Below are 18,144 nucleotides of genomic sequence, written 5' to 3'. Positions count from 1 at the left end.
GGGGTACCGCCCGGGCGGCCTCTCCGGGCTGATCGACCTGCGCGGATGCCCGGTGTCCACCATCAGGCACGAGGCGACGAGGAGCGCCCCCGGCAGGACTCGAACCTGCGGCCAAGCGCTTAGAAGGTGTGCTGCCCTGAACGCTGCGCTTACCTGCGTTTTCCTGCGGGTCCGGTACCCGGAACTAATGGGGGGCGCTTGGCGTATCCGCCCCTAGATTTGGCCTGATCCTCCGGGTACACGTGGACCCCACTCCGCAGGGTAGCGGGGTGGGGTCCAGTGGCCACGCGCCCGCCGTCTGGGCGGGTACGGCGCACCTCGCGCAGAAGGCGCCTCGCGCGGCAGTGGGTCATCATGGCGCATTCGGCGCCGAATGGCCCGCGGATTGCTACTGCGACCGGCCCGCCTTGTACGCCTTCCAGAGGTCGGCGCCGTCGGGGCACCCGTACAGGCGCCGCTTGCACTCCGCGCACCCGTCGACGTGATCCAGATACGTGACCCACGCGTCCCGATGCGGGTCCGGGTCCCCGGTGATCAGCGGGTCCACCGAGACCAGTCCGTCGCCTGTGTCCAGCCAGTGTCCGCCGCCGGTACGCTCGGCCATGTCGACCCCTCTCGGTCGTCCGTCCCCCGGGCCCTGCCAGGCCGCGGGGGTTTGTCCTGCGTACAGCGTAGAGGGAATGGCCGCAGATGGCAGCGGCTAGCCGCATCCTGCCGCGTCCTGGCCGGGCAGGGCGCACCCTGCCGGGCTACGGTCCGGGCATGGGCGAATCGGACATCCCAGCGGTTGACCCGTCCCGGCCTGAATACGTATATGTGCAGGTCGCAGATGACATTGAGCGGAAGATCAAGGCGGGCAAGCTGGCCCCGGGCGCGATGCTCGCGGGTGAGCGGGCGCTCGCCGAGGAGTACGGGGTCGCACTGAATACGGCACGTGGCGCGGTGCGCCTGTTGAGGGAGCGCGGCCTTGTGGTCACGCTGCCCGCGAAGGGGACGTTCGTCGCGAAGCGCTGACGCGCGGCCCCGGTGGGCGCTACGGTCGTGCCCTCACGACCAGATCCGGGGGGATCATGCAGCCGAGGCCGCAGCAGTACGTCACCAAACGGGGCGCGAACCACACCCTGCACATCGTCTTGAGCATCGCGACCTGCGGCCTGTGGGCTGTCACCGGCTGGCCCATCGCGGCCATCCTCGGGCGGAAGACCCGGACCACCGTGTACCAGCCGCCCGCCGGGTACTACCCGCCACCCGGCCAGTCGTACGGGCCGCCGCCGGGCGCGCAGTACCCGCAGCAGCAGCCGCCCACCGGGCACTGGGGGCCGCCGCGGTGAGCAGGATCGTCCGGTACGTGGGCGGGCCGCTCGACGGCCAGGAGATGGACGTGGCCGCCTGGCCGGAGGACTCCGTCCGGCGGGGCGTCTACCAGGTGGTGGACGGGTGGGCGGACCGGGCCGACTACGAGCCGGAGCCCGGCGGGGACCCGCTGCTGTGGCTCTACCGCGGACCCGTCCCCGGCTAAGCCGGCTCGGCGCCGAGGTTGGTGAGCAGCAGGCTCGCCGGGTACGTGGCGCTGGCGTACACGGTCTGCGGGCCTGAGCCGCGGTAGGCCAGCCCGATCGTGACGGCCCCGGCCTGCACGTGCCCCGCCTCGACGGTGAATTGCAGCGAGGACGTGGCGGCCGGGAAGCCGCCGGTCTGCGGGTAGTAGAGCGGGTTGCCTTCCGGCAGGGGGGTGGCCGACCGGGACCCGAGGAACCAGCTCGGTGCCCCGCTGGCGTCGAGGACGGCGAGGTCCATGTAGCAGCCGGTGCCGGTCCGCATAAATACGGCGTCGACCCGGATGCGGTCGCCGACCGCGGCCGGGATGGTGACGGCCAGGGGGAACGCGCCGCCGCTGACCACCGGTACCCATGGGACGGACGCGGCGAGGATCACGTCTCCGGCGATGACCCGGGTCTCCGCCGTGCGGATCGCTGAGCTGCCGCTGCCCGGGTCGCCGGGGTCTCCCTTGTCGCCCTTCGGACCGGTGGTGCCCGCCGGGCCTTGCTCTCCGGTGTCGCCCTTCGGCCCTGCGGGGCCCTGTGGTCCGGTGTCGCCGCCACCTGGTCCTTGTGGGCCTGCTGGCCCTTCCGGTCCGGGCGGTCCGGTGGGCCCCTGCGGGCCGGGGGTGAGGACGTACTCGCCGTCGTCCTCCGGGACGGGCGTCAGCTCCGCGAGGTCGACGCTGCCCATCGCGTGCAGCAGCTGCACGTAGTAGCTCCGGCCGGGCCGGTCGACCCGGTACGTCCCGCCCGTAGGCTGCAAGGTCGGGTCGTCGTTCGCGGGCAGCACCATGGACCAGGCGCCCGTGCTGTCCGGCACGGCGGGCACGTCGCCGCGCAGGATCACCCCGTGCACGGCGGACACCAGCTCGCCCGCGGCCGGGCTGACCCGCACCCAGTCCGGGCTGTTCGCGCCGTCCGGTCGGGCGATGTGCCCGGTCAGCGTCACCGTCTGGATTCCCTCAGGCAGACCCATCGCCTTCATCCTTCCTGGTCGCCCGGATCACGAACACCGTTCGCTGCACCAGCAGGCCGGCCGCCGCCGTCACGACACCCGTACGCACCCAGCGCAGCAGCGGCAGCGTCTCCGGCCACACTGTGATCACCACCGTGTACAGGCCGAGTGCACCCATCACCGCAGTCACCGCGACCATGTGGCGCCCGATCGCCGACTGCCGCCAGGTCGGTGCCCGGTGGTTGTACACCAGCACGAACACCGCGGCCGCAGCAGCCACCAGCCCTGATGCGGCTGCGCTCCACCCCTGAGACCCACCCATCACGTCCCCCCTCGCAAAGCCCTGTCGATCATCTCCGCGAAGCCGTTCCGCTCCCGGAGATGCCGCAGCCTCCCCGCGATCTCGGACACCTCCGGCCCCCGCTTCTCCGCCTCGTCCTTCGCCCACTTCGCCCGGACCAGAGCGGCGTCCGCCGCCGCCTGGCCGGACGCGTCACCGCGGCGACGCATCACCCACCTCCGCAGCAGTCCCATGGCTCACCTCCCCGCGGGGCAGGGCCGTCAATAGCCGGGTCGAGGTGCGGCCGAGCTCGGCCAGCTCGCCAAGCTGCTCGCGGTCCAGCCGGCGCGCTTCCTCTGAGACCCGGTGGGCCTCGCGCCAGGTGTCCCGCTCGGTCTGCACGTCCCGCAGGGTGGAGCGCGGCACAAGGCGGCCGGTGAGGATGAGGACCACGCCGAGGGACAGCAGCCCGACCGGGCCGCCCTGGCTGATCAGCTCGCCCATCTGCTCACCTCGCCTCGTGCCACGCTCACCTCAGACGCCCTTGGCCAGGGACGCGCTGTCCTTGGTGCCGAACGCGCGCGCGAGGATGCCCTTGACCAGGGACCCGGCCGCTGCGACGCCGGCCGCTGCGACGCCCTGCCAGAAGGTGACGTGCCCGATGTTGCCGGCGTCGGCGGTGATGAGGATGCCGCCGGCCGCCACGACGAAGGTTGTGGCGACGCGTTCGGCGAGGTCGATGGCGTAGGTCTTGGCGTCCTTGATGACGGTGGTGCTGGACGGGAGTCCGATGGTGCTCATGGTGGTGGAACCTTTCTGCTGCTGGTGGTGGCTTTGCGGGTGCCCGCAAAGTGATCAACTGGTGGGCACTGCCGCGCCAGTTACGTCCACGTCGACGTGCACGACACTGCTGGCGATGGCCTGCTCGACGGCGGCGACGATCGCGGCCGTGTCCTCGCCGCTGCCGACCTTCGCGGCCAGCGCCTGGATGGCTGCGGCCTGCGCCTTGACGGTCTGCTCCAGCACGGACGCCTTCGCGATGAAGCTGCCGAGCATGGCCGGCTTCCCGGTGACCGGGTCGGCCCACTGGTAGATGGCCGTCTGGTGGGCGGCCTCTTTCCCGATGGCCGTGAGCTGGGCGGGGGTGAGGTCCATGTCGTCCTCCTGGACGGTCGGGGTGCCGCCTTTGGCGGCGGTGATGATGGCGGCGCGCTGCGCCTTGACCGGGTTGCCGGGGCAGTCGGGGTGACCGCCCCACGCGGCGCCGCCCATGCCGTGCCAGCCGATGCCCCGGCCGGTCACGGAGTCCGTGGTCTGGAGCGGCACGCCGTGCACGGCGTGGGCCCAGGCGACGACGCGCGCGGTCGCGGCGAGCTGCGCGGGGGTGAGGCTGTCGCCGCTGTTCCCCTCGTGCTCGATCGACAACCAGGCGCGGTTGCCGCTTTCCTGCGCCCACGCCCGGTCCGCGGTGTCCACCCACTGATAGATCCGGCCGTCCTTGCCGACGCCGAAGTGAGAGGACGCCTGCGCCGCCGGGTTGCGGAACCACGCGTCGCTCCCGTCGAGGGTGCCCTCCATGATGTGCAGCACCACGCCGTACACGGCCTGCTGGCCGCCCTTGGTGCAGTTCGGTACGGGGCGCCAGGTAGCGCCCGGCATACGGGCCATCGAGTTCCCTTTCAGTTGATGCGGGCCTGGTGGACAGCGGAGCCGATGCAGCCGCCACCGCCGTACCGGCCGCCGGTCGTCGCGCCCGAGGTGCGCTGTGTCTGGACCTCCAGATGCAGCGTGTTCTGCCCCAGGTAGGGGCTGATGTCGAGAACGACATAAGCGTCGGTCAGGGTGAATGTCGCCGGTACCGTCCCGGACGCTGCCACAACGGAATTCAGCAGAATCGTCCACGCACCGCCTGTATTCACGGCGGGTGAGGTGCCGACCTGGTCGCCATAAAATGTCAGACCGAGAGTGAGCCTGCCGCCGCGCGGTGTAAACCAGTTCTCGAATATGGTGTTGAGGGATGGTGAGTCGTCGTAATTGTAATTCTCGAATCCGACCCGGAACAGGTTGATATCGTCCACGACGGAACCCGAGCGTTCCAATTTCGCTAGGCGCTCTTCGAGAATAGCGACCCGCTCATCCAATGTTTTCTGCCGCGCGTATGAGGGCATATCAGGCTCCCGTGCAGGTGAGCCGTACGATTTCCGGTCCCCGCGCCGCAGTCACCTGCACGCCCAGGATTCGCAGCTCCACGTCCAGGCCGTCAGGGAAACGCGGCTCCGGTGCGATGCTGAAAATTGCCCTGTCGCCCTCGGTGTACGTGCCGAAAGCCGGGTCGCCGTCGGCCAGCACGTCGAACGTAGGCGCCACCGCCGCGCCGCTGCGCGTGATGATGTCCGCGTTAGCGTGCCCCTGGAGCGTGGCCAACTGCGTCACCCCGGAGTACGTGGCCACCGACTCCAGCAGCGGCCACCCCGACATGAGGAGATCAGCGTCGACCCCCTGCGCGATCAGGCGGGCCTCGCCGTCCCCGCCGCCCAGGGCGTACGTACGGGTCGCCATCGAGGTCCAGTCCTCCGGCCAGTCGTAGGCCACGATGCTGGCGGCCGGCCCGCCCTTGGAGAAGACCAGACCGGAGTCGACGGCTGAGCGGCCCCGCTGCGGGAAGTAGGTGCGGGCCCGGCGGTAGCGGGTGGGCGCCTCGTTGTTGTGGATGGGATTCCAGCCGACCTCTATTGCGAAGTCGAAGCCGTTGTCCGCCTGTGAGAGCTGCTGCATGGTGGCGAAAAGCTCCGGCCGCTCGTACCCGAAGAATGTCGCCTCACGGGTGATGCCATCGGCCGCGCCGCCGAGCAGGTTGATATCTATCCCGATGTTGCCGCCCGGTGATAGGGCGGCCCACTGGAATAGTGACCACATCATCCATTTCTGATCACCGTAAAGGAGCTGCCCGTTCGGTACGAGATCCGTGTCTGTGACATTCGCTGCCACAGTGGAAAGGGTCTGCGTGATATAGCGGTGCTGGTAGTAGGAAAGGAATTCCGCAGCCTGAATGGTGACGCCGCCAGGCGCCGGGCGCCGCGTCCAGATGATGCCGCCCCAGACGATCACCCCGTCGCGGTCCACGTACAGCGCGGTCCGGCCGCCGGTCGTCGCGGTGATCGGGTCCAGCGGCAGCGTCTCGTCGGCTAGCGGAAGGAAAGCAGTCAGGGTCCCGATGCCGGACAGGACCCGCTCGTACTGCACCTGCTGCAACGGCAGCTCGGCGATGACCTGATCGGTGAGCAGGTCGCACGCGAGGAAGGTGTACGTGTGGTCCGGGTAGTCGCTCGCCTGGCCGATGGCGGCGAGCGCGCTCAGGAGGTCGGCGGTCATCTACGCGACCTCGTAGTCGAACGCGAGGCGCATCGTCTGGCCGGTGGCCCACGCCACGCTGCCCATGCCCTGCGCCGAGCCGAGTACGGTGAGGCGGCAGTCGCCCGACCCGATCGGGCTGTAGACCGCAACAGTCGATCCAGCAGCCGTCACCAGAGCTTGAATCGGCCACCTCGCGTTGCCCGCGGTGATGCCGTGGCCGGCGCCGACGCTGGTGCCGGTGCCCGCTGCCGAGGCGGTGAAGGGCAGCGCCCAGCTGTATTGGCCGCTGCCGAAGCCAGTGTTCGACGCGGTGGCCAGCTCGATCTTGACCTTGCAGGTCTTGCCGACCATGGCGTACCGGCCGACGAGGGTGCCGCTGCCGAGGGTCGGGTTGGTGGTAGCCGCGGTCCAGGTGGGGGTGTAAGTCTGCCACTCCGGCAGGAGCGATTTGACAGTGCCGGTGCTGTCGCCGTACCGGAACCGGTCGAGGTCCGCCTCGTACCACATCTGCCCGGGGTGGGGGTGGCCCGGGGCGATGGTGCTGGGGATCGGCGCGATGCCGCCCAAGCTGGCGGTGAAATTCCGGACATCGGTGATGCCCCCCGCCGCCACGCTCGTCTGCGACGGGGCGATCGCCAGGTCGGCTAGGACAATGGAGTTCGGCGGGAGGGTGCCGCGGACGGTGGCGCCGGCGCTGGAGGCGTACGGGCCTTGAATAATCTCCAGGACCGCGCTGTTCACGGCGCCCGCGGTCTCCGCGTCGTAGACGCTGATGCACACGGAGTCCTTGCGGTACTGCCCGGCGCCGCCGGCCGCTGCGACGTTCAGGGTCACGTCCGCGTCGTTGACGACGGTGTACGTGCCGTAGCCGTTGATGTCGTGGTTGTCGATGAAGCCCATGCCCGCGGACACGATGACGGTCATGTTCGGCGTGCCGGCCGCCCGCACCTTCAGCTGGTAGCCCTGGTAGGAAGGGCGGACACCCTGCCGGGGGCGGAGCGGCGTCGATTCGTCGATCGCGAAACCGGAGTACCAGAGCTGGCTGGTGATCGCGGACAGCCGGTCCGTGCGGGCCGGGTACGAGCCGGCCTGGAGCCACGCGGGCGGTGAGATGACGGCCATGAGGGCGCCCCTTTCTACAGGCTGGTGTCGCGCCAGGTGACGGTGAGCAGAGACGATTGACCCGGGGCGCCCGGTAGCGCGCTGCCCCGGTAGGTGAGCTGGTTGGAGCCGGGCATCAGCAGCGGCCATGTGGAGCCGCCGCGGATCCAGTTGCGGCGGGGTGTGGTGCCCTGGAGGAGGACGGCTCGGGAGCGGGTGTCGATGAGGAGGTAGTCGCCCGTGGTGAGGGTGGCGTCCAGGGCGAGCAGGGCCCCGGTGTCGGGCTGCTCAATCGACGGGTTGGCGACGGGGCCGTCCAGGCGCAGCACCGGGTATGCCGGGCTGTCGCCGTTGTTGACGGCGTCGACGGTGCCGGAGCTGCCGGTCGCGCCATACGACATCGGGTACGTCCGCGGGTACGTCCGGCCGGCTGAAGGGGAGTAGGCGACGGTACTCACGGCCTGCTGGTCGAGGCCGTACAGGTAGGGGTCGGCGCAGTACCACTCGATGGCGGCGGTACCGGACCGCCACAGGTATTCGGCGTCGTACGGGATGCTGCGTTTGCGGACTTTGCCGCTGACGCTGATGCCCCAGTCCAGGAGCTGGAAGTCGGCCGGGGCCCGGCCGGGCTGGGTGGCTCGGCGGAGGTCGAGGATCATCTGCCGCAGCTCGTCGGGGGTGTCAGCCATGAGGTTGAGGCTGAGCTGCACCACCCGTGGGCCGACGTAGTCCGGGCCGGTGTAGTCGCCGTGCGCGTCCGACTTCGCCGTGTCGGCGCTGCGCACGTCGGGCAAGTCGTCCACGCCGCTGAGGGCCTGCACGTGGTACCCGGTGCCGGGCCCGATGAGCAGATCACCCCACTGAATGCGGCCGATTCTCTGCGGCGTCGCCATCAGCGCCTCCCTACCAGTGAGTTCCAGGACAGGGCGGCGCTGACCCCCGCGGGGGTGGCCTCAGTCCCGTACAGGTTGATCGTGACCGGGCCCTGCGTCGGGGCCGCGGACCCGGCGTACGAGGCGGCCAGGGCGCCCGCTGACGGGATCGCGCCGGCGAGCCCCGGTGCCAGGGCGGCCGAGGCGCCGCCGACGACGGTGCGGACGTTGGCCAGCAGCCGGGGCATGGCGGCGACCATGCCGCCGCCCCAGTCGTCGACGACGGCCCGCCCGGAGTACCCGGTCCAGCCCCGCCCGCTGAAAGGCCCCGCCTTGGCCGGGCTGTTCGGGAAGTAGTCCTTGATCTTCCCGAGGATCGAAGAGGCCGCCCCCTTCGCGTCGGACAGCTTCGACAGCATCCCCTCGATGAAGCCGGCGATCAGCGCTCGCCCCGACCTGTACAGGTAGTTGCCGAGGTCACCGAGCGCGGACCCGGCCCGGGACGGCAGCTCACCGATCCACTCGGTAGCACGGTTGATCCCGTCGCCTATCGGTGCCGTCAGCCGATTCGCAGCGTCGACCGCCCTCGCGGACAGCTTGGACGCGAGCGGGCTGAGGGCGGCCGAAGCCGCACCGGGGAGACCGGTCAGCAGCCGCACGATGGATCCGACCGCGCCGGCCGCGTGCGTGCTGGCCTCGGTCCACGCGGCGGAGAAGTTGCCGTGGAGGAGGTCGGTCAGCGTCCGGATCGCTGGGATCACAAGGTTGTTGATGACGCCGGAGAAGGCGCCGCCCAAGTAGGCGCCGGCGCGGGTCGCCGCGTTGAGGATGCCCAGCAGCAGCGGCGAGACCTTGATCAGGGCTTCGGTCGTGAGGAGCGTGAAGGCGGTGATCAGGGGGCCGAGGGCGACGGCCAGGTTGCCGAGGTCCAGGCCGAGTTGGGCGAGCTGCGGGGCGTTCTGGGTGAGGATGGTGGAGAAGGCGGTCAGGGCGACGGTGAGATTTCGGGCGATCAGGTCGGCGATGGGGCCGATCAGCTGGGGCAGGTCGGCGAGGATGGGCTGGAGGGCGACGGTCAGCGTGTCGGCCACATCCTCAACCACGGGCGTCAGCTCCTCGACCACCTGAACGAGATCATCGAGGATCGGCTGCAAGTCCGGGCCCAGGCTGGCAATCAGGTCCGACACGACCGGCAGCAGCGGCAGCGCCGCCACGACCAGGTCACCGACGCCCACCGCAGCGGTGGTCAGCAGCGGGCCCAGCGCATCGAGGACCGGCCCCAGAGCGTCTCCCAGCGCGTCCACCAGGGACGTGACCGGGCCGCCCAGCTGGACGAGCACCGGCTCCAGGCCGCCCAGAGCTTTGACGATCAGCGGGCCACCCACCCGGCCGATCTCACCCATCACCCCGAAGAGCGCGACCAGCGCGGACTGGAAGCCCTCCGTGCCCGTCGCTTTCGACAGCGCCTCGGTGACCTGGTCCAGGATCCCGATGAGTCCCCCACCCTGGGCGTGCGCCGGGGAGAGGATGTGGCTGATGATCGTGGCGACGTTGCCGCCGACGTGCAGCAGCTCGCCGAGGGTGTCGACCGCCAAGCTGATGGCCTTCTCCAGGCCCCCGGACGCGAAAGCCTTGTCGAGTCTGTCGGCGAGGCGGGTCACCCCGTCCGCAGCGGCGCCGGTCAGCGTGTCGAATGCGGGCGCGGCGGCGGCGGTGATCTGGCCGAGGGCGGTGACGACCCGCCCCGGGATCGGCACCAAATTGGACAGGCCCCGGTTCGCGCCGTCCAGCGCCCGGCCGAGAGTGCCGCTGTCCGCGAGGTCCCGCGCGGCGGCGGCTGTCCCCTTGGCCATGAGGTTGAGGCTGGACGCGGAGTCGTCCAAGCTCCGGCGGAATGCCGGCAGCAGGCTGCGCGCGGTGGTGTCCAGCTCGGCGGCGAGCCCCGCGAACAGGCGCTCCTGCACGGCCAGTTTGAGGCTGTCGAACGCGGGCTTGAGCTTCACGACCTCCAGCACGAACGCCCGCGCTGACGGCGACAGCGCGGCCATGGCTGCGGCGAGCGCGTTCACGCCGCCGGCCGCCCCGCCACCGGACCCGCCGGCCGCCGCCGCGCCCGCGGCCTTGAGCGCCTCGGTGGCCCTGTCGACGGCCTCGGCGCCCTGCGCCGCAGTGCGGGCTACCTCCTGCTGCGCGTCGGACACATCGCGCTGCCGGTCGGACACGTCCCGGGCGGCGCTGCTGACCTTCGTCTGCGCGTCGACCACCAGTTGGCTGCCGTTGACCCCGGCCCGGTTCGCGGCGTCCGTGTCGGCCTGGAGACGCTGCACCGCTGTCCTCTGCTCGGCCAGCTGCTGCACCGCCCTGTCGTACGCGAGCTGCGCTTTCTGCTGGTCCTCAAGAGACGCGGCCGATCCCTTGGCCTTGACGGCGTCCAGGGTCTGCTGCGCGTCCTGCACCGCGAGGACGGCATCGCGCTCGTCCAGCTGCGCGTCCGCGAGCTGCGCGTTCTGATCCTCCAGCTGCCGAGCAGCGTCCTTCTGCGCGGACAGCAAAGCCTTCTGCGCGTCGGTCGCGGCCTTCTGCGCGTCGGTGAGGTCCCGCTGCGCATCAGCCACGCGGCGGAGCGCCTCCCGGTTGGACAGCGCAGTCTGCTGCACCACGTCGCGCAGATTGCGCTGCGCGTCCGCGACCGCGTTCGTCGCTGCCGCCGCGGCGCCGGCCGAACCCCCGCCGCCACCCCCGCCGCCGGTGACCGGGGCGAACGCCGCCGACAGGGCATCGCCCACACCCAACGTGCCGATCTTGATGGCGCCGACCGCCGACCCGACCGCCGCAGCCGCCGCCGCGCCGATGGCCGCCGCCGGCGCGATCTGCTCCAGCGTCGCCACCAGCCCGGCTACCAGCGGGATCGCCCCGCCCGCGACGGCACCGATCGTGCCCAGCGACGCCGCCGCGCTGCCGATGCCGCCCAGCGACCGCGTCAGCAGCCCGCTGGCGCGGTCCAGGTCACGCAGGTCGGCGACCGGCCGCGCGGTGTCGGCGCGGACGTTGATGTCCACGTCCGTGCCGTCGACCCGGTGGGCCTCGTCGAGGATCTCCGCGAGGCCCGCGCGGGCCCCGCCGACCGCGGCCTGCACGTCGATCCGCGGGTGGGTGCGCTCCAGCCGGTCGAGATGCGGCTCCAGCTCGTCCAGCTGCCGGAGCGCCTCGGCGACGCTGATGTCGACCCCGATGCGGGTGTCGGCCAGCCGGTCGAGGTCGCGGCGGACGCGGTCGAGGTCGCGGTCCAACTCGGTGGAGTCCGCGTCGATCTGCACCTCGGGGATCGCCCGGGTCGCGTCTTCGACGCGGTGCCGGAGGGATTCCCCGAGGGCCGCGCCGACGGACGAGCCTTGCCTGGCGGCGTCCGCGACGATCCCGTTGGTGTCCGCCAACTGCACCTGGAGGTGCGACACCAGGTTCGGCAAATTGATGTCGTCGGCCACTGGTGGTCACCTCCTATGTGCTGGTCAGATGGCGCCCACGGCGGCCAGGCCGAGGACACCAACTCCGGTGTCGGGCTGGCCGCCGGGCTGGGCGGGGGGCTGGCTGCTCGCGGTCGCGAGCCGGTGCCGGTCGATGAGGGTCATGAGCTGGTGGAGCGTCATGTCCCAGAAGGTCACGGGGCTGATGTGGAGGGCGCCGACGGCGAGGTAGTAGAGGTCAGCCCAGGGGAAAGGACCGTCTCCGTCGCCCCAGCCGTCGGGGCGTTGTCGTTTCCCTGGCCACCGCCGAGTCCCTCGGTGATGCCGGTCGCCATGGCGGTGACGTACTCGGTGATCAGGGCCGGGCTCAGCAGCTCGCCGAGCTCGACGCCGTCGCTCTTGCGCCGGTAGGTGACGGAGCTAATGGTGCGGGTGCCCTTGGCGTCGAGGTGCTCGCGGATGTGGGGCTCGAAACCCCCGGCGCCGATGGTGCCGGGCCCGACGAGGTCGATGATCGGGCCGAAAGCCGCGCCGGCGCCGGTGGCGTCCATGGCGGTCTGGATGGCCTGGACGCTACCGAATTTCGCCTCCAGCAGGGCGAGGCTGCGCATGCTGTAGCGGATCCGGACGACGCTGCCGTCGGTGAGGCTGATGGTGAGGCCGTCGCCTGCGAGGGCGAGGCCGGGGGCGGTGGGCGGTGCGGTGGTCATGGGTGTCTCCGGGGTCAGTGCCGGGCTTCGGCCTGCGGGTGGAGGGGGCCGTGCCGGGCGGGGTGGGGGCCGCGCCCGGCACGGGGTCAGGAGCCGTCGTCGATCGCGGTGTAGGTCTCGTGGAGGACAGCGGTGATCCATTTGCCGGTGGAGATCAGCGGGTCGGCCGCCGCGGTGAAGGACACGACGCGGAAGTCCTCCTGCGCGAACCCGAGGTCGGGGAAGGCGCTGAGGCTGCACTTGTGGAGGATCCAGTGGAGGTCGCCGCCGATGATGTCGACGCCGTTCGGCGGTGTGATCCCTTCGAGCTTGAAGGGCGGCAGCGTCGCATCGTCGCTGCTCAGGTCCCAGGTGAGGGTCTGGGTCGGGGTGGTGCCCGCAGCGGTCGACGCGCCGCCGAGGATCGCCGCGAGGACCGCGACGCTCAGCTTGGCGTGGGTGACCTGCACGCTCACATCCGTCAGCGCGCTGTTGCTGGCGAGCTTCATGTTGTCGCCGCGCAGGACCTTCGTCTCCATCGACCCGGAGATCGCCATCGTCTGGATACCCGGCACGTCGATCGGGTCGCCGTACGTCGCGGCCCCGGCCGCCGGGTCGGTCAGCAGCGGGGAGATCTTGCAGTCCTGCACGGAGTAGAGCTTCGTCACAGGGGAGAGAGGCATCGGGGTGTGTCCTTTCTGGTGCCGGGGTCCGGCTCAGCTGGGCGGGAACGGGGGGCTGTCCGGCGGCGGCACGACGAGGACCGAGCCGGGCACCATGTCGGCGAGCGCCTGATCGGGCGCACCGGCCGGCTGCGTGGGGACGGACCCGTCAACGGCCCACCACGTCTGGCCCGGCCGGCCGGGCACGGGCCAGACCGCGACGGCGCCGGTGGTGAAGGGCTCCCCGTCCGTTCCGGTCGCGTCCGGCGGGAGGGTCAGGCTCGGCCTGTTGTTGCGGGGCGGCCAGAACGGGCCGAGGTAGCGGATGACCTCGTCGCGGTTGAACGGCGTGAACACCGGCGGGGGAGGGGTGGTCATGCGGGGATCACCTCGGAGAGCAGCAGCTCGCGGTGGATCGCGATGTGGATGGCGTGCCGGACGGTGTTGTCGGCGATGGGGATGCGGTCGATGTCCTGCACCCGGACCGCGGTGACCTTCGCGGGGTGGGCGGGTAGCGTCGCGTGGTTCAGCGCGTGCGCGATGGCCTCGGCGAGCCCGTACCGCTCAGCCGACTTGGTGCCGCCGCCGGACGCCTTGACGCGGGCCTGCTGGACGAGGTCGACGGTGACCAGCTCGATGATGTTGAGCGGGGCGTGCGGGTCGCCGTAGTCGCCGTTCCCGCTGCCGTCGAGCCCTGCGGAGACGCCCTCGGTGACGACGATGTACGGGATGCCCTGGCCGGGCCGGGGACCGTCGCGGAAGACCGGCACGCCGAAGGCGAGGGATTCGAGGTACGCCTTGATCGCGCCGCTCGATGTGGCCGCCATCAGCGCCCCCGCCCGGCGCGGATGCGGTCGATGTTCCGCGAGAAGAAGATCGGCGCCAACTCCAGCGCGGGCCGCATGAACGGCTGCGCGCGAGTGCCCGGGTGGTTGACGCGCGACACCGGGTGGCTCGCCCCGGGCCAGTAGAGGGCCTTCTTGTTCACCGGCACGATCACGTGCGGCGCCGTCCCGTACTCGACATCAGCCGCATAGCTGACGTTCGTGCCGACGACCACGCCCGTCACCCGACCGGAGCCGTCAGTGCGGTGCACGATGCTGGACCGCAGGCGGCCGGTGTCGACCGGGCAGCGCTGCCGCGCGTCGTTCTGCACGTCGACGCCGGTCTGTACGATCGCCCGCCGCACGTCCTCGGACTGCTGCCCGAGCGCGCGCCGCAGCGCATTCTCGTACTGCCGGGTGTTCAGCGACACCGAGGCGCTGGTGCCGGAGCCGGGACGGACCGCCATCAGATGCCCCCCAGCACGAACCGGCCGCCGCCGATGAGCGGCGCGAGCAGCGCGTCCACCGCCGCCGAACCGGTAGAAGAGGAAGGGTGCGCGGCGCTGGCCTGCGCGCTGCTGTCGGAGGTGATGCGGACGTTGTTGCCCTCGTCGTCCACGTCCAGGCCGCTGCCACCGGCCGCCGCATCAGCGTCGGACGGGACGGCCTTGGCCTGCATGTCGGCGGCCAGCAGCGCGCACGCCGTGACGACCGTGGCCGGCGGACTGTCGTACCCGAAGCTCCCGGCGACGGTGACCTGCCCGCATCCGTCCAGCAGGTTGCCCCAGCCACCGTTATACGACTCGGCACCGACCACGAGGTCGTCCCAGCCGCCGAGCGCGATACAGACCGAGTCCACCGCGCCGAGCACTGCCGACGAGGACACGCGGTACGCCGACGCGGGAAGCGCAGGCGGGTCGCTGGCCCAAGGCCAGAGGGGAGTGACGCTGGTGATTGTGCGGACGCGGCGCGGGAGGATGACCAATCCGTCCGGCGCCACGTCCGCGACCACCGCCACCGTGGTGGGCTCGAAGAGCTGCGAGGTGTACCGGGTAATGCGCTCCGTGGCAGCGGTGATCCACGCGGCTACCTCCGGGTCTGTCCCGGTGGTGCCGGCGTCTCTGGCCTGCTGCACGGTGCAGAGCATCGGTCAGGCCCCGGCGCTCTCGTCGGCGGCGTCCAGCTCGCGGCGCACGCCCTCGGTGATGACGGCGCCCTTGGCGACGATCTGCCGGGCGTACCCGCCCGGGTGCCGGTGGACTACGGGGCCGGTGGGCGTCGCGAAGTCCGCGGTGTCGAGCGCCCGGAAGGCGTCCTCGGGGGCGGTCTGGCCCACGTCCCAGCCGGCGCCGGCCGCGTACTCCTGCGGGCGGACGGTGGCCGGCGGCAGCGGCGCGGGCGCGGCGGCGGGCGGCGGGGTCTTCTCCGGCTCGGTCGGCGGGGTGGTGGTCGGGCTGTCGGCCATGGTCAGGCACCTCCGATGACGCCGCGCGTACGGAGCGCGGCGAGGAGCGAGTTGTAGGCGTTGGCCGCCGCGGTGAGATCCGCGAAGGGCACGGCGGAGTTGTTGACGACGGGCTTCGTGGTGCCGTCGAGGAGAGCCGGGGCGGTTCCCAGCACCTGGAGCGTGAGGGTGTCCTGACCGGGGAGCTTCGTTCCTCCCTTGACCAGGCTCACCTGCATGGGGGCGGTGGCCATCAGGACGTCGCCGCCGCGAAAGTGATCTTCACGAACGCGGCGGGTGTGTGCACCGCCACGTTCGCCCGGCGCTCCGCGAGGATCACCAAGGTGTTCGCGGTGAAGTAGTCCGCGTGGGAGTCCGTCATCAGGATCGTGACGCCCTGCCGCTCCCACAGGGTGGCGCCCATCCGGTAGCCGCCGAGGAGCGCCGTGCCGGCCGCCATCGCCACGGACGACACGACGGTCAGACCCCAGATGCGGGTGGGGGCGCTGCCTCCGGTGATGTCGGTGATGACCCGGAACTGGCCGGTGCCGTCCTGGTCCAGCTCGACGTCCTGCCAGTCGAGCGGGTTGAGGACGACGGCGTCCGGCGGGTACAGCGCCAACTCGCCCTGCGTCTTGGCCTTGCGGATCGTGATCAGCTTGGAGTCGGTGTTGCCGACCGGCGGCTGGTACGCGCCGATGCCCGCGGTGGTGAGGATGCCCTGCATCTGCGTCGACCCGTTGCCGGTCAGGATCTCCCGGTCCAGCTTGAAATCGAGGCCGTAGGTGAGGCGCCCGTTGATGTAGCCCATGAGCTGCGAGTCGTCGTCCGCGGCCTGCCGGGTGATCGGCACCCAGTGGGCGACGGTCTTGAGGCTGGTGCTGATCAGGTCGAACGTGAACGGGCCCGACTGCGGCTTGGTCGCGCCCTCGGCGACGACCGCAGCGGCGTTCCACGTCGACTGCGGGCCGGACGTGTCCCGCATGTACTCCAGGGTCGTGCCGTCGCTGGTCTGCCTGTCGAGGAGGTTCGCGATGAGCAGCGGGAAGTCAGGGTTCTGCGGGATGATCCCCGGAATCCGGTTGTTCTGCGGCAGCAGCGTCCCGGTGGTGACGGTGCCAGCCGGGGCCGCGCGGTGCTCGACGGCGAACTTGCCCTGCTTGCCGTTGGCCCGGAAGTTCTCCAGGGCCTTGGAGCGGACGAACGCCTCAGCGACGGACACCGGGTCCTGCGGGGTGTCGCCGGGCTGCTGGCCGGGGATGTCGCGGCGCTGCCCGGGAGTGGGCTGCGGGTCACCCGGGGGAAGCGCGCCCTGGAGCGCGCGGAGCCGGGCGTCGCGCTGCTGCGCAAGCTCGATCTGGCCGGTGATGGCCTCGGCCCGCTGCAAGAGTTCGGTGAGGTCGCCGTCGTAGCCGTCGTCGGCGAGGAGGCGCATGACCTCGTCGCGCTGCTCGGTCAGCGTCGGGGCGGCGCCCCGGATGGGGTAGATCGGGTACCGCTTGCGGGGGTCCTCGCCGCGAGAGGCGCGTCCCTTGCGGTAGCCGAGTGCGCGGCTGGTGCTCATGCCGGTCCTCTCGGTCCGTGGACGGCTCGCAGCCGCCCATGTCTGGGTGTCTGCGTCCGTCTTTCACGGCCGGTGGATCGCGCCCGGCATGCCCGCGGCTTTCACGTCCGGTGCGGGTGGCCCGGATGGTCGGAGAGTAGATCACATCGGGACGGGCGCGGCGTTGGGTGCTGTCAAGCACGCCCGGGGGCGGCCGGAGCCGGGCCCGCGGCGGTCAGCCGGAGCCGGGCCGCAGCCCGCATCCGCGCCCCCCGCTGCTCTTCCCCGGCCGCCGCCCGCTGCTGCTCCTGCTCAGCGAGGCGGTCAGCGAGAGTCGGCTCACCGGCCTCGGCGTACAGATCACCGAGGGTGTGCCGCACCGTCTTCAGCTTCGAGCCGGGCACCGCCGCCATCCGGGCAGTGATCTGGCTGGTCTCCACCAACCGCACCGCGCGAATGTTCGCGAACAGCTCCTTCTGATCCTCCTCCGAAAGTTCCTTGACCTTGTCCCACTTGGGGATGTCGGTCCGCACGAACCCCACCGACAGCTCACTCGCGCTGCCGGAGCGGGCCATGGTCCGGGCGTCCTGGCCGGCCTGCGTGTCGTCGTACCGTCCGGAGATCCACAGGTGGTCGGTGCGCTCCTCGGCGGTGAAGGTGCCGACGGGCTGGTACGGGTCGTGCATGAACAGCAGGGCGTACGAGCCGCGCAGGCCGCCCTTCTTGAAGGCGTTGGGGTGGAACGTTGTGCCGTAGGAGTCGACGACGTTGAAGCGGCAGGCGACGCCTTCGAAGGTGCCTTCGTCGCCGGGGTCGACGCGCCACTGCACGTCGTCAAGGGAGCGGAACTCCAGGTCCATCACTGGCCTCCTGCGGCCTGGTTGCGGGCGTGCTGGGCGTAGACCTCGGCGACGCCGTCCATGATTCCCCGGTGCGCCGGGCTGAGGTTCGGGGCGTACCGGTAGACGGCGCGGCCCTGCTGGTCGCGGCCGTCGTACTCGTACGCGAACCGGCCGCCGTCGAACGACATGACCTTGGGGATTTCGCCGTCGGCGTCGGCCGTCACCGTCCACTGGCTGTGGCCGTCGAGCGGGCCCCGGCGGACCTCCGCGAACGGCACACCGGGCGGGCAGTACGCACCCCGGTACTGGGCGTAGGCGGCGGGCTGGAGGATCACGCGGACCTCACGCAGTTCACCGCGCAACAGCGTGGCCATCAGACCCGCACCTCCCCGGCGAGCCGCGCGAGAATAGCCTCGGCGTGCTTCCGGCGCTGCGCCGGGATGCCGGTGTCGCAGCACGCTTCTCGGTGGATCAGCGACTCGGACGGCTCGGTGTTGTCGCCGTGGTAGCGGCAGCGAGCGGGCAGCGCGGTGATGGCCGCTCGCAGGGCAGCGGCGTCGGCTCGGTCCATGG

General features: G+C 71.2%; 28 protein-coding genes. 3 read left to right on the top strand and 25 right to left on the bottom strand.

Annotated features, from left to right (window positions below; genetic code table 11):
• Positions 1-388: 388 nt before the first annotated feature.
• Positions 389-604 carry a hypothetical protein gene (locus RLT57_RS08655; protein WP_311296784.1) on the bottom strand — a complete coding sequence of 72 codons (216 nt, stop codon included), beginning with the start codon at positions 602-604 and terminating at the stop codon, positions 389-391.
• Between the two features lie 158 nt (positions 605-762).
• Here RLT57_RS08655 and RLT57_RS08650 point away from each other — a divergent pair, with 158 nt between their 5' ends.
• Genes RLT57_RS08650 through RLT57_RS08640 form a run of 3 tightly spaced genes read left to right on the top strand, consistent with a single transcriptional unit; the run spans position 763 to position 1,519 of the window.
• Positions 763-1,014 carry a winged helix-turn-helix domain-containing protein gene (locus RLT57_RS08650; RefSeq protein ID WP_311296783.1) on the top strand — a complete coding sequence of 84 codons (252 nt, stop codon included), beginning with the start codon at positions 763-765 and terminating at the stop codon, positions 1,012-1,014.
• A gap of 56 nt (positions 1,015-1,070) precedes the next feature.
• Positions 1,071-1,331, top strand: coding sequence for a hypothetical protein (locus tag RLT57_RS08645; RefSeq protein WP_311296782.1), 261 nt, complete (start codon positions 1,071-1,073; stop codon positions 1,329-1,331).
• Positions 1,328-1,519 (top strand): hypothetical protein, encoded by a 192-nt coding sequence (locus tag RLT57_RS08640; RefSeq protein WP_311296781.1) that lies wholly within the window; start codon positions 1,328-1,330, stop codon positions 1,517-1,519. The genes RLT57_RS08645 and RLT57_RS08640 overlap by 4 nt, the downstream gene beginning before the upstream one ends.
• Here the strand turns inward: RLT57_RS08640 and RLT57_RS08635 are convergent.
• The 24 genes from RLT57_RS08635 to RLT57_RS08520 form a co-directional block, all read right to left on the bottom strand.
• On the bottom strand, positions 1,516-2,517 hold the full coding sequence (locus RLT57_RS08635; protein WP_311296780.1) for a hypothetical protein: 1,002 nt from the start codon (positions 2,515-2,517) through the stop codon (positions 1,516-1,518). The genes RLT57_RS08640 and RLT57_RS08635 overlap by 4 nt on opposite strands.
• Positions 2,504-2,818, bottom strand: coding sequence for a putative phage holin (locus RLT57_RS08630; RefSeq protein ID WP_311296779.1), 315 nt, complete (start codon positions 2,816-2,818; stop codon positions 2,504-2,506). The genes RLT57_RS08635 and RLT57_RS08630 overlap by 14 nt, the downstream gene beginning before the upstream one ends.
• Positions 2,818-3,006: a DUF7620 family protein gene (locus tag RLT57_RS08625; protein WP_311296778.1), complete on the bottom strand. Its 189-nt coding sequence runs from the start codon at positions 3,004-3,006 to the stop codon at positions 2,818-2,820. The genes RLT57_RS08630 and RLT57_RS08625 overlap by 1 nt, the downstream gene beginning before the upstream one ends.
• Positions 2,990-3,280, bottom strand: coding sequence for a hypothetical protein (locus RLT57_RS08620; RefSeq protein WP_311296777.1), 291 nt, complete (start codon positions 3,278-3,280; stop codon positions 2,990-2,992). The genes RLT57_RS08625 and RLT57_RS08620 overlap by 17 nt, the downstream gene beginning before the upstream one ends.
• Before the next feature lie 30 nt (positions 3,281-3,310).
• Entirely contained in the window at positions 3,311-3,577 is a 267-nt protein-coding gene (locus RLT57_RS08615) for a hypothetical protein (protein WP_311296776.1), read from the bottom strand.
• A 54-nt stretch (positions 3,578-3,631) separates the two neighbouring features.
• Positions 3,632-4,444 carry an N-acetylmuramoyl-L-alanine amidase gene (locus tag RLT57_RS08610; protein WP_311296775.1) on the bottom strand — a complete coding sequence of 271 codons (813 nt, stop codon included), beginning with the start codon at positions 4,442-4,444 and terminating at the stop codon, positions 3,632-3,634.
• Between the two features lie 11 nt (positions 4,445-4,455).
• Positions 4,456-4,944, bottom strand: a complete 489-nt coding sequence (locus RLT57_RS08605) for a hypothetical protein (RefSeq protein ID WP_311296774.1) — start codon at positions 4,942-4,944, stop codon at positions 4,456-4,458.
• Position 4,945: 1 nt separating this feature from the next.
• The gene (locus RLT57_RS08600; protein ID WP_311296773.1) at positions 4,946-6,148 is read right to left on the bottom strand and encodes a hypothetical protein; all 1,203 of its coding nucleotides are present in this window, start codon (positions 6,146-6,148) and stop codon (positions 4,946-4,948) included.
• On the bottom strand, positions 6,149-7,252 hold the full coding sequence (locus RLT57_RS08595; protein WP_311296772.1) for a hypothetical protein: 1,104 nt from the start codon (positions 7,250-7,252) through the stop codon (positions 6,149-6,151).
• A gap of 14 nt (positions 7,253-7,266) precedes the next feature.
• Positions 7,267-8,124: a phage distal tail protein gene (locus tag RLT57_RS08590; RefSeq protein ID WP_311296771.1), complete on the bottom strand. Its 858-nt coding sequence runs from the start codon at positions 8,122-8,124 to the stop codon at positions 7,267-7,269.
• Entirely contained in the window at positions 8,124-11,588 is a 3,465-nt protein-coding gene (locus RLT57_RS08585) for a hypothetical protein (RefSeq protein ID WP_311296770.1), read from the bottom strand. Before RLT57_RS08585 ends, RLT57_RS08590 begins: the two co-directional genes overlap by 1 nt.
• 24 nt (positions 11,589-11,612) lie before the next feature.
• The gene (locus tag RLT57_RS08580) at positions 11,613-11,774 is read right to left on the bottom strand and encodes a hypothetical protein (RefSeq protein WP_311300634.1); all 162 of its coding nucleotides are present in this window, start codon (positions 11,772-11,774) and stop codon (positions 11,613-11,615) included.
• Entirely contained in the window at positions 11,762-12,277 is a 516-nt protein-coding gene (locus tag RLT57_RS08575; RefSeq protein ID WP_311296769.1) for a hypothetical protein, read from the bottom strand. The genes RLT57_RS08580 and RLT57_RS08575 overlap by 13 nt, the downstream gene beginning before the upstream one ends.
• An 86-nt stretch (positions 12,278-12,363) precedes the next feature.
• Positions 12,364-12,939 (bottom strand): phage tail protein, encoded by a 576-nt coding sequence (locus RLT57_RS08570; protein WP_311296768.1) that lies wholly within the window; start codon positions 12,937-12,939, stop codon positions 12,364-12,366.
• A gap of 33 nt (positions 12,940-12,972) precedes the next feature.
• Complete coding sequence (locus tag RLT57_RS08565; RefSeq protein ID WP_311296767.1) at positions 12,973-13,296, bottom strand: hypothetical protein; 324 nt, start codon at positions 13,294-13,296, stop codon at positions 12,973-12,975.
• On the bottom strand, positions 13,293-13,745 hold the full coding sequence (locus RLT57_RS08560; RefSeq protein ID WP_311296766.1) for a hypothetical protein: 453 nt from the start codon (positions 13,743-13,745) through the stop codon (positions 13,293-13,295). The genes RLT57_RS08565 and RLT57_RS08560 overlap by 4 nt, the downstream gene beginning before the upstream one ends.
• Positions 13,745-14,173, bottom strand: coding sequence for an HK97 gp10 family phage protein (locus tag RLT57_RS08555; RefSeq protein ID WP_311296765.1), 429 nt, complete (start codon positions 14,171-14,173; stop codon positions 13,745-13,747). The genes RLT57_RS08560 and RLT57_RS08555 overlap by 1 nt, the downstream gene beginning before the upstream one ends.
• 35 nt (positions 14,174-14,208) lie before the next feature.
• Positions 14,209-14,877 (bottom strand): hypothetical protein, encoded by a 669-nt coding sequence (locus tag RLT57_RS08550; protein WP_311296764.1) that lies wholly within the window; start codon positions 14,875-14,877, stop codon positions 14,209-14,211.
• 15 nt (positions 14,878-14,892) lie between these two features.
• Entirely contained in the window at positions 14,893-15,207 is a 315-nt protein-coding gene (locus tag RLT57_RS08545) for a hypothetical protein (RefSeq protein WP_311296763.1), read from the bottom strand.
• Positions 15,208-15,209: 2 nt separating this feature from the next.
• The gene (locus tag RLT57_RS08540) at positions 15,210-15,440 is read right to left on the bottom strand and encodes a hypothetical protein (RefSeq protein WP_311296762.1); all 231 of its coding nucleotides are present in this window, start codon (positions 15,438-15,440) and stop codon (positions 15,210-15,212) included.
• Positions 15,440-16,750, bottom strand: coding sequence for a phage major capsid protein (locus tag RLT57_RS08535; RefSeq protein WP_311296761.1), 1,311 nt, complete (start codon positions 16,748-16,750; stop codon positions 15,440-15,442). Before RLT57_RS08535 ends, RLT57_RS08540 begins: the two co-directional genes overlap by 1 nt.
• A 173-nt stretch (positions 16,751-16,923) precedes the next feature.
• Complete coding sequence (locus tag RLT57_RS08530) at positions 16,924-17,589, bottom strand: HK97 family phage prohead protease (protein ID WP_311296760.1); 666 nt, start codon at positions 17,587-17,589, stop codon at positions 16,924-16,926.
• The gene (locus RLT57_RS08525) at positions 17,589-17,945 is read right to left on the bottom strand and encodes a hypothetical protein (RefSeq protein ID WP_311296759.1); all 357 of its coding nucleotides are present in this window, start codon (positions 17,943-17,945) and stop codon (positions 17,589-17,591) included. The genes RLT57_RS08530 and RLT57_RS08525 overlap by 1 nt, the downstream gene beginning before the upstream one ends.
• Entirely contained in the window at positions 17,945-18,142 is a 198-nt protein-coding gene (locus RLT57_RS08520; protein WP_311296758.1) for a hypothetical protein, read from the bottom strand. The genes RLT57_RS08525 and RLT57_RS08520 overlap by 1 nt, the downstream gene beginning before the upstream one ends.
• Positions 18,143-18,144 lie beyond the last annotated feature (2 nt).

This window comes from Streptomyces sp. ITFR-21, from assembly GCF_031844685.1.
Classification (GTDB): Bacteria; Actinomycetota; Actinomycetes; order Streptomycetales; family Streptomycetaceae; genus Actinacidiphila.
Note: the sequence above shows the minus strand (reverse complement) of the source record. Positions and strands in the feature narration are given on the sequence as shown.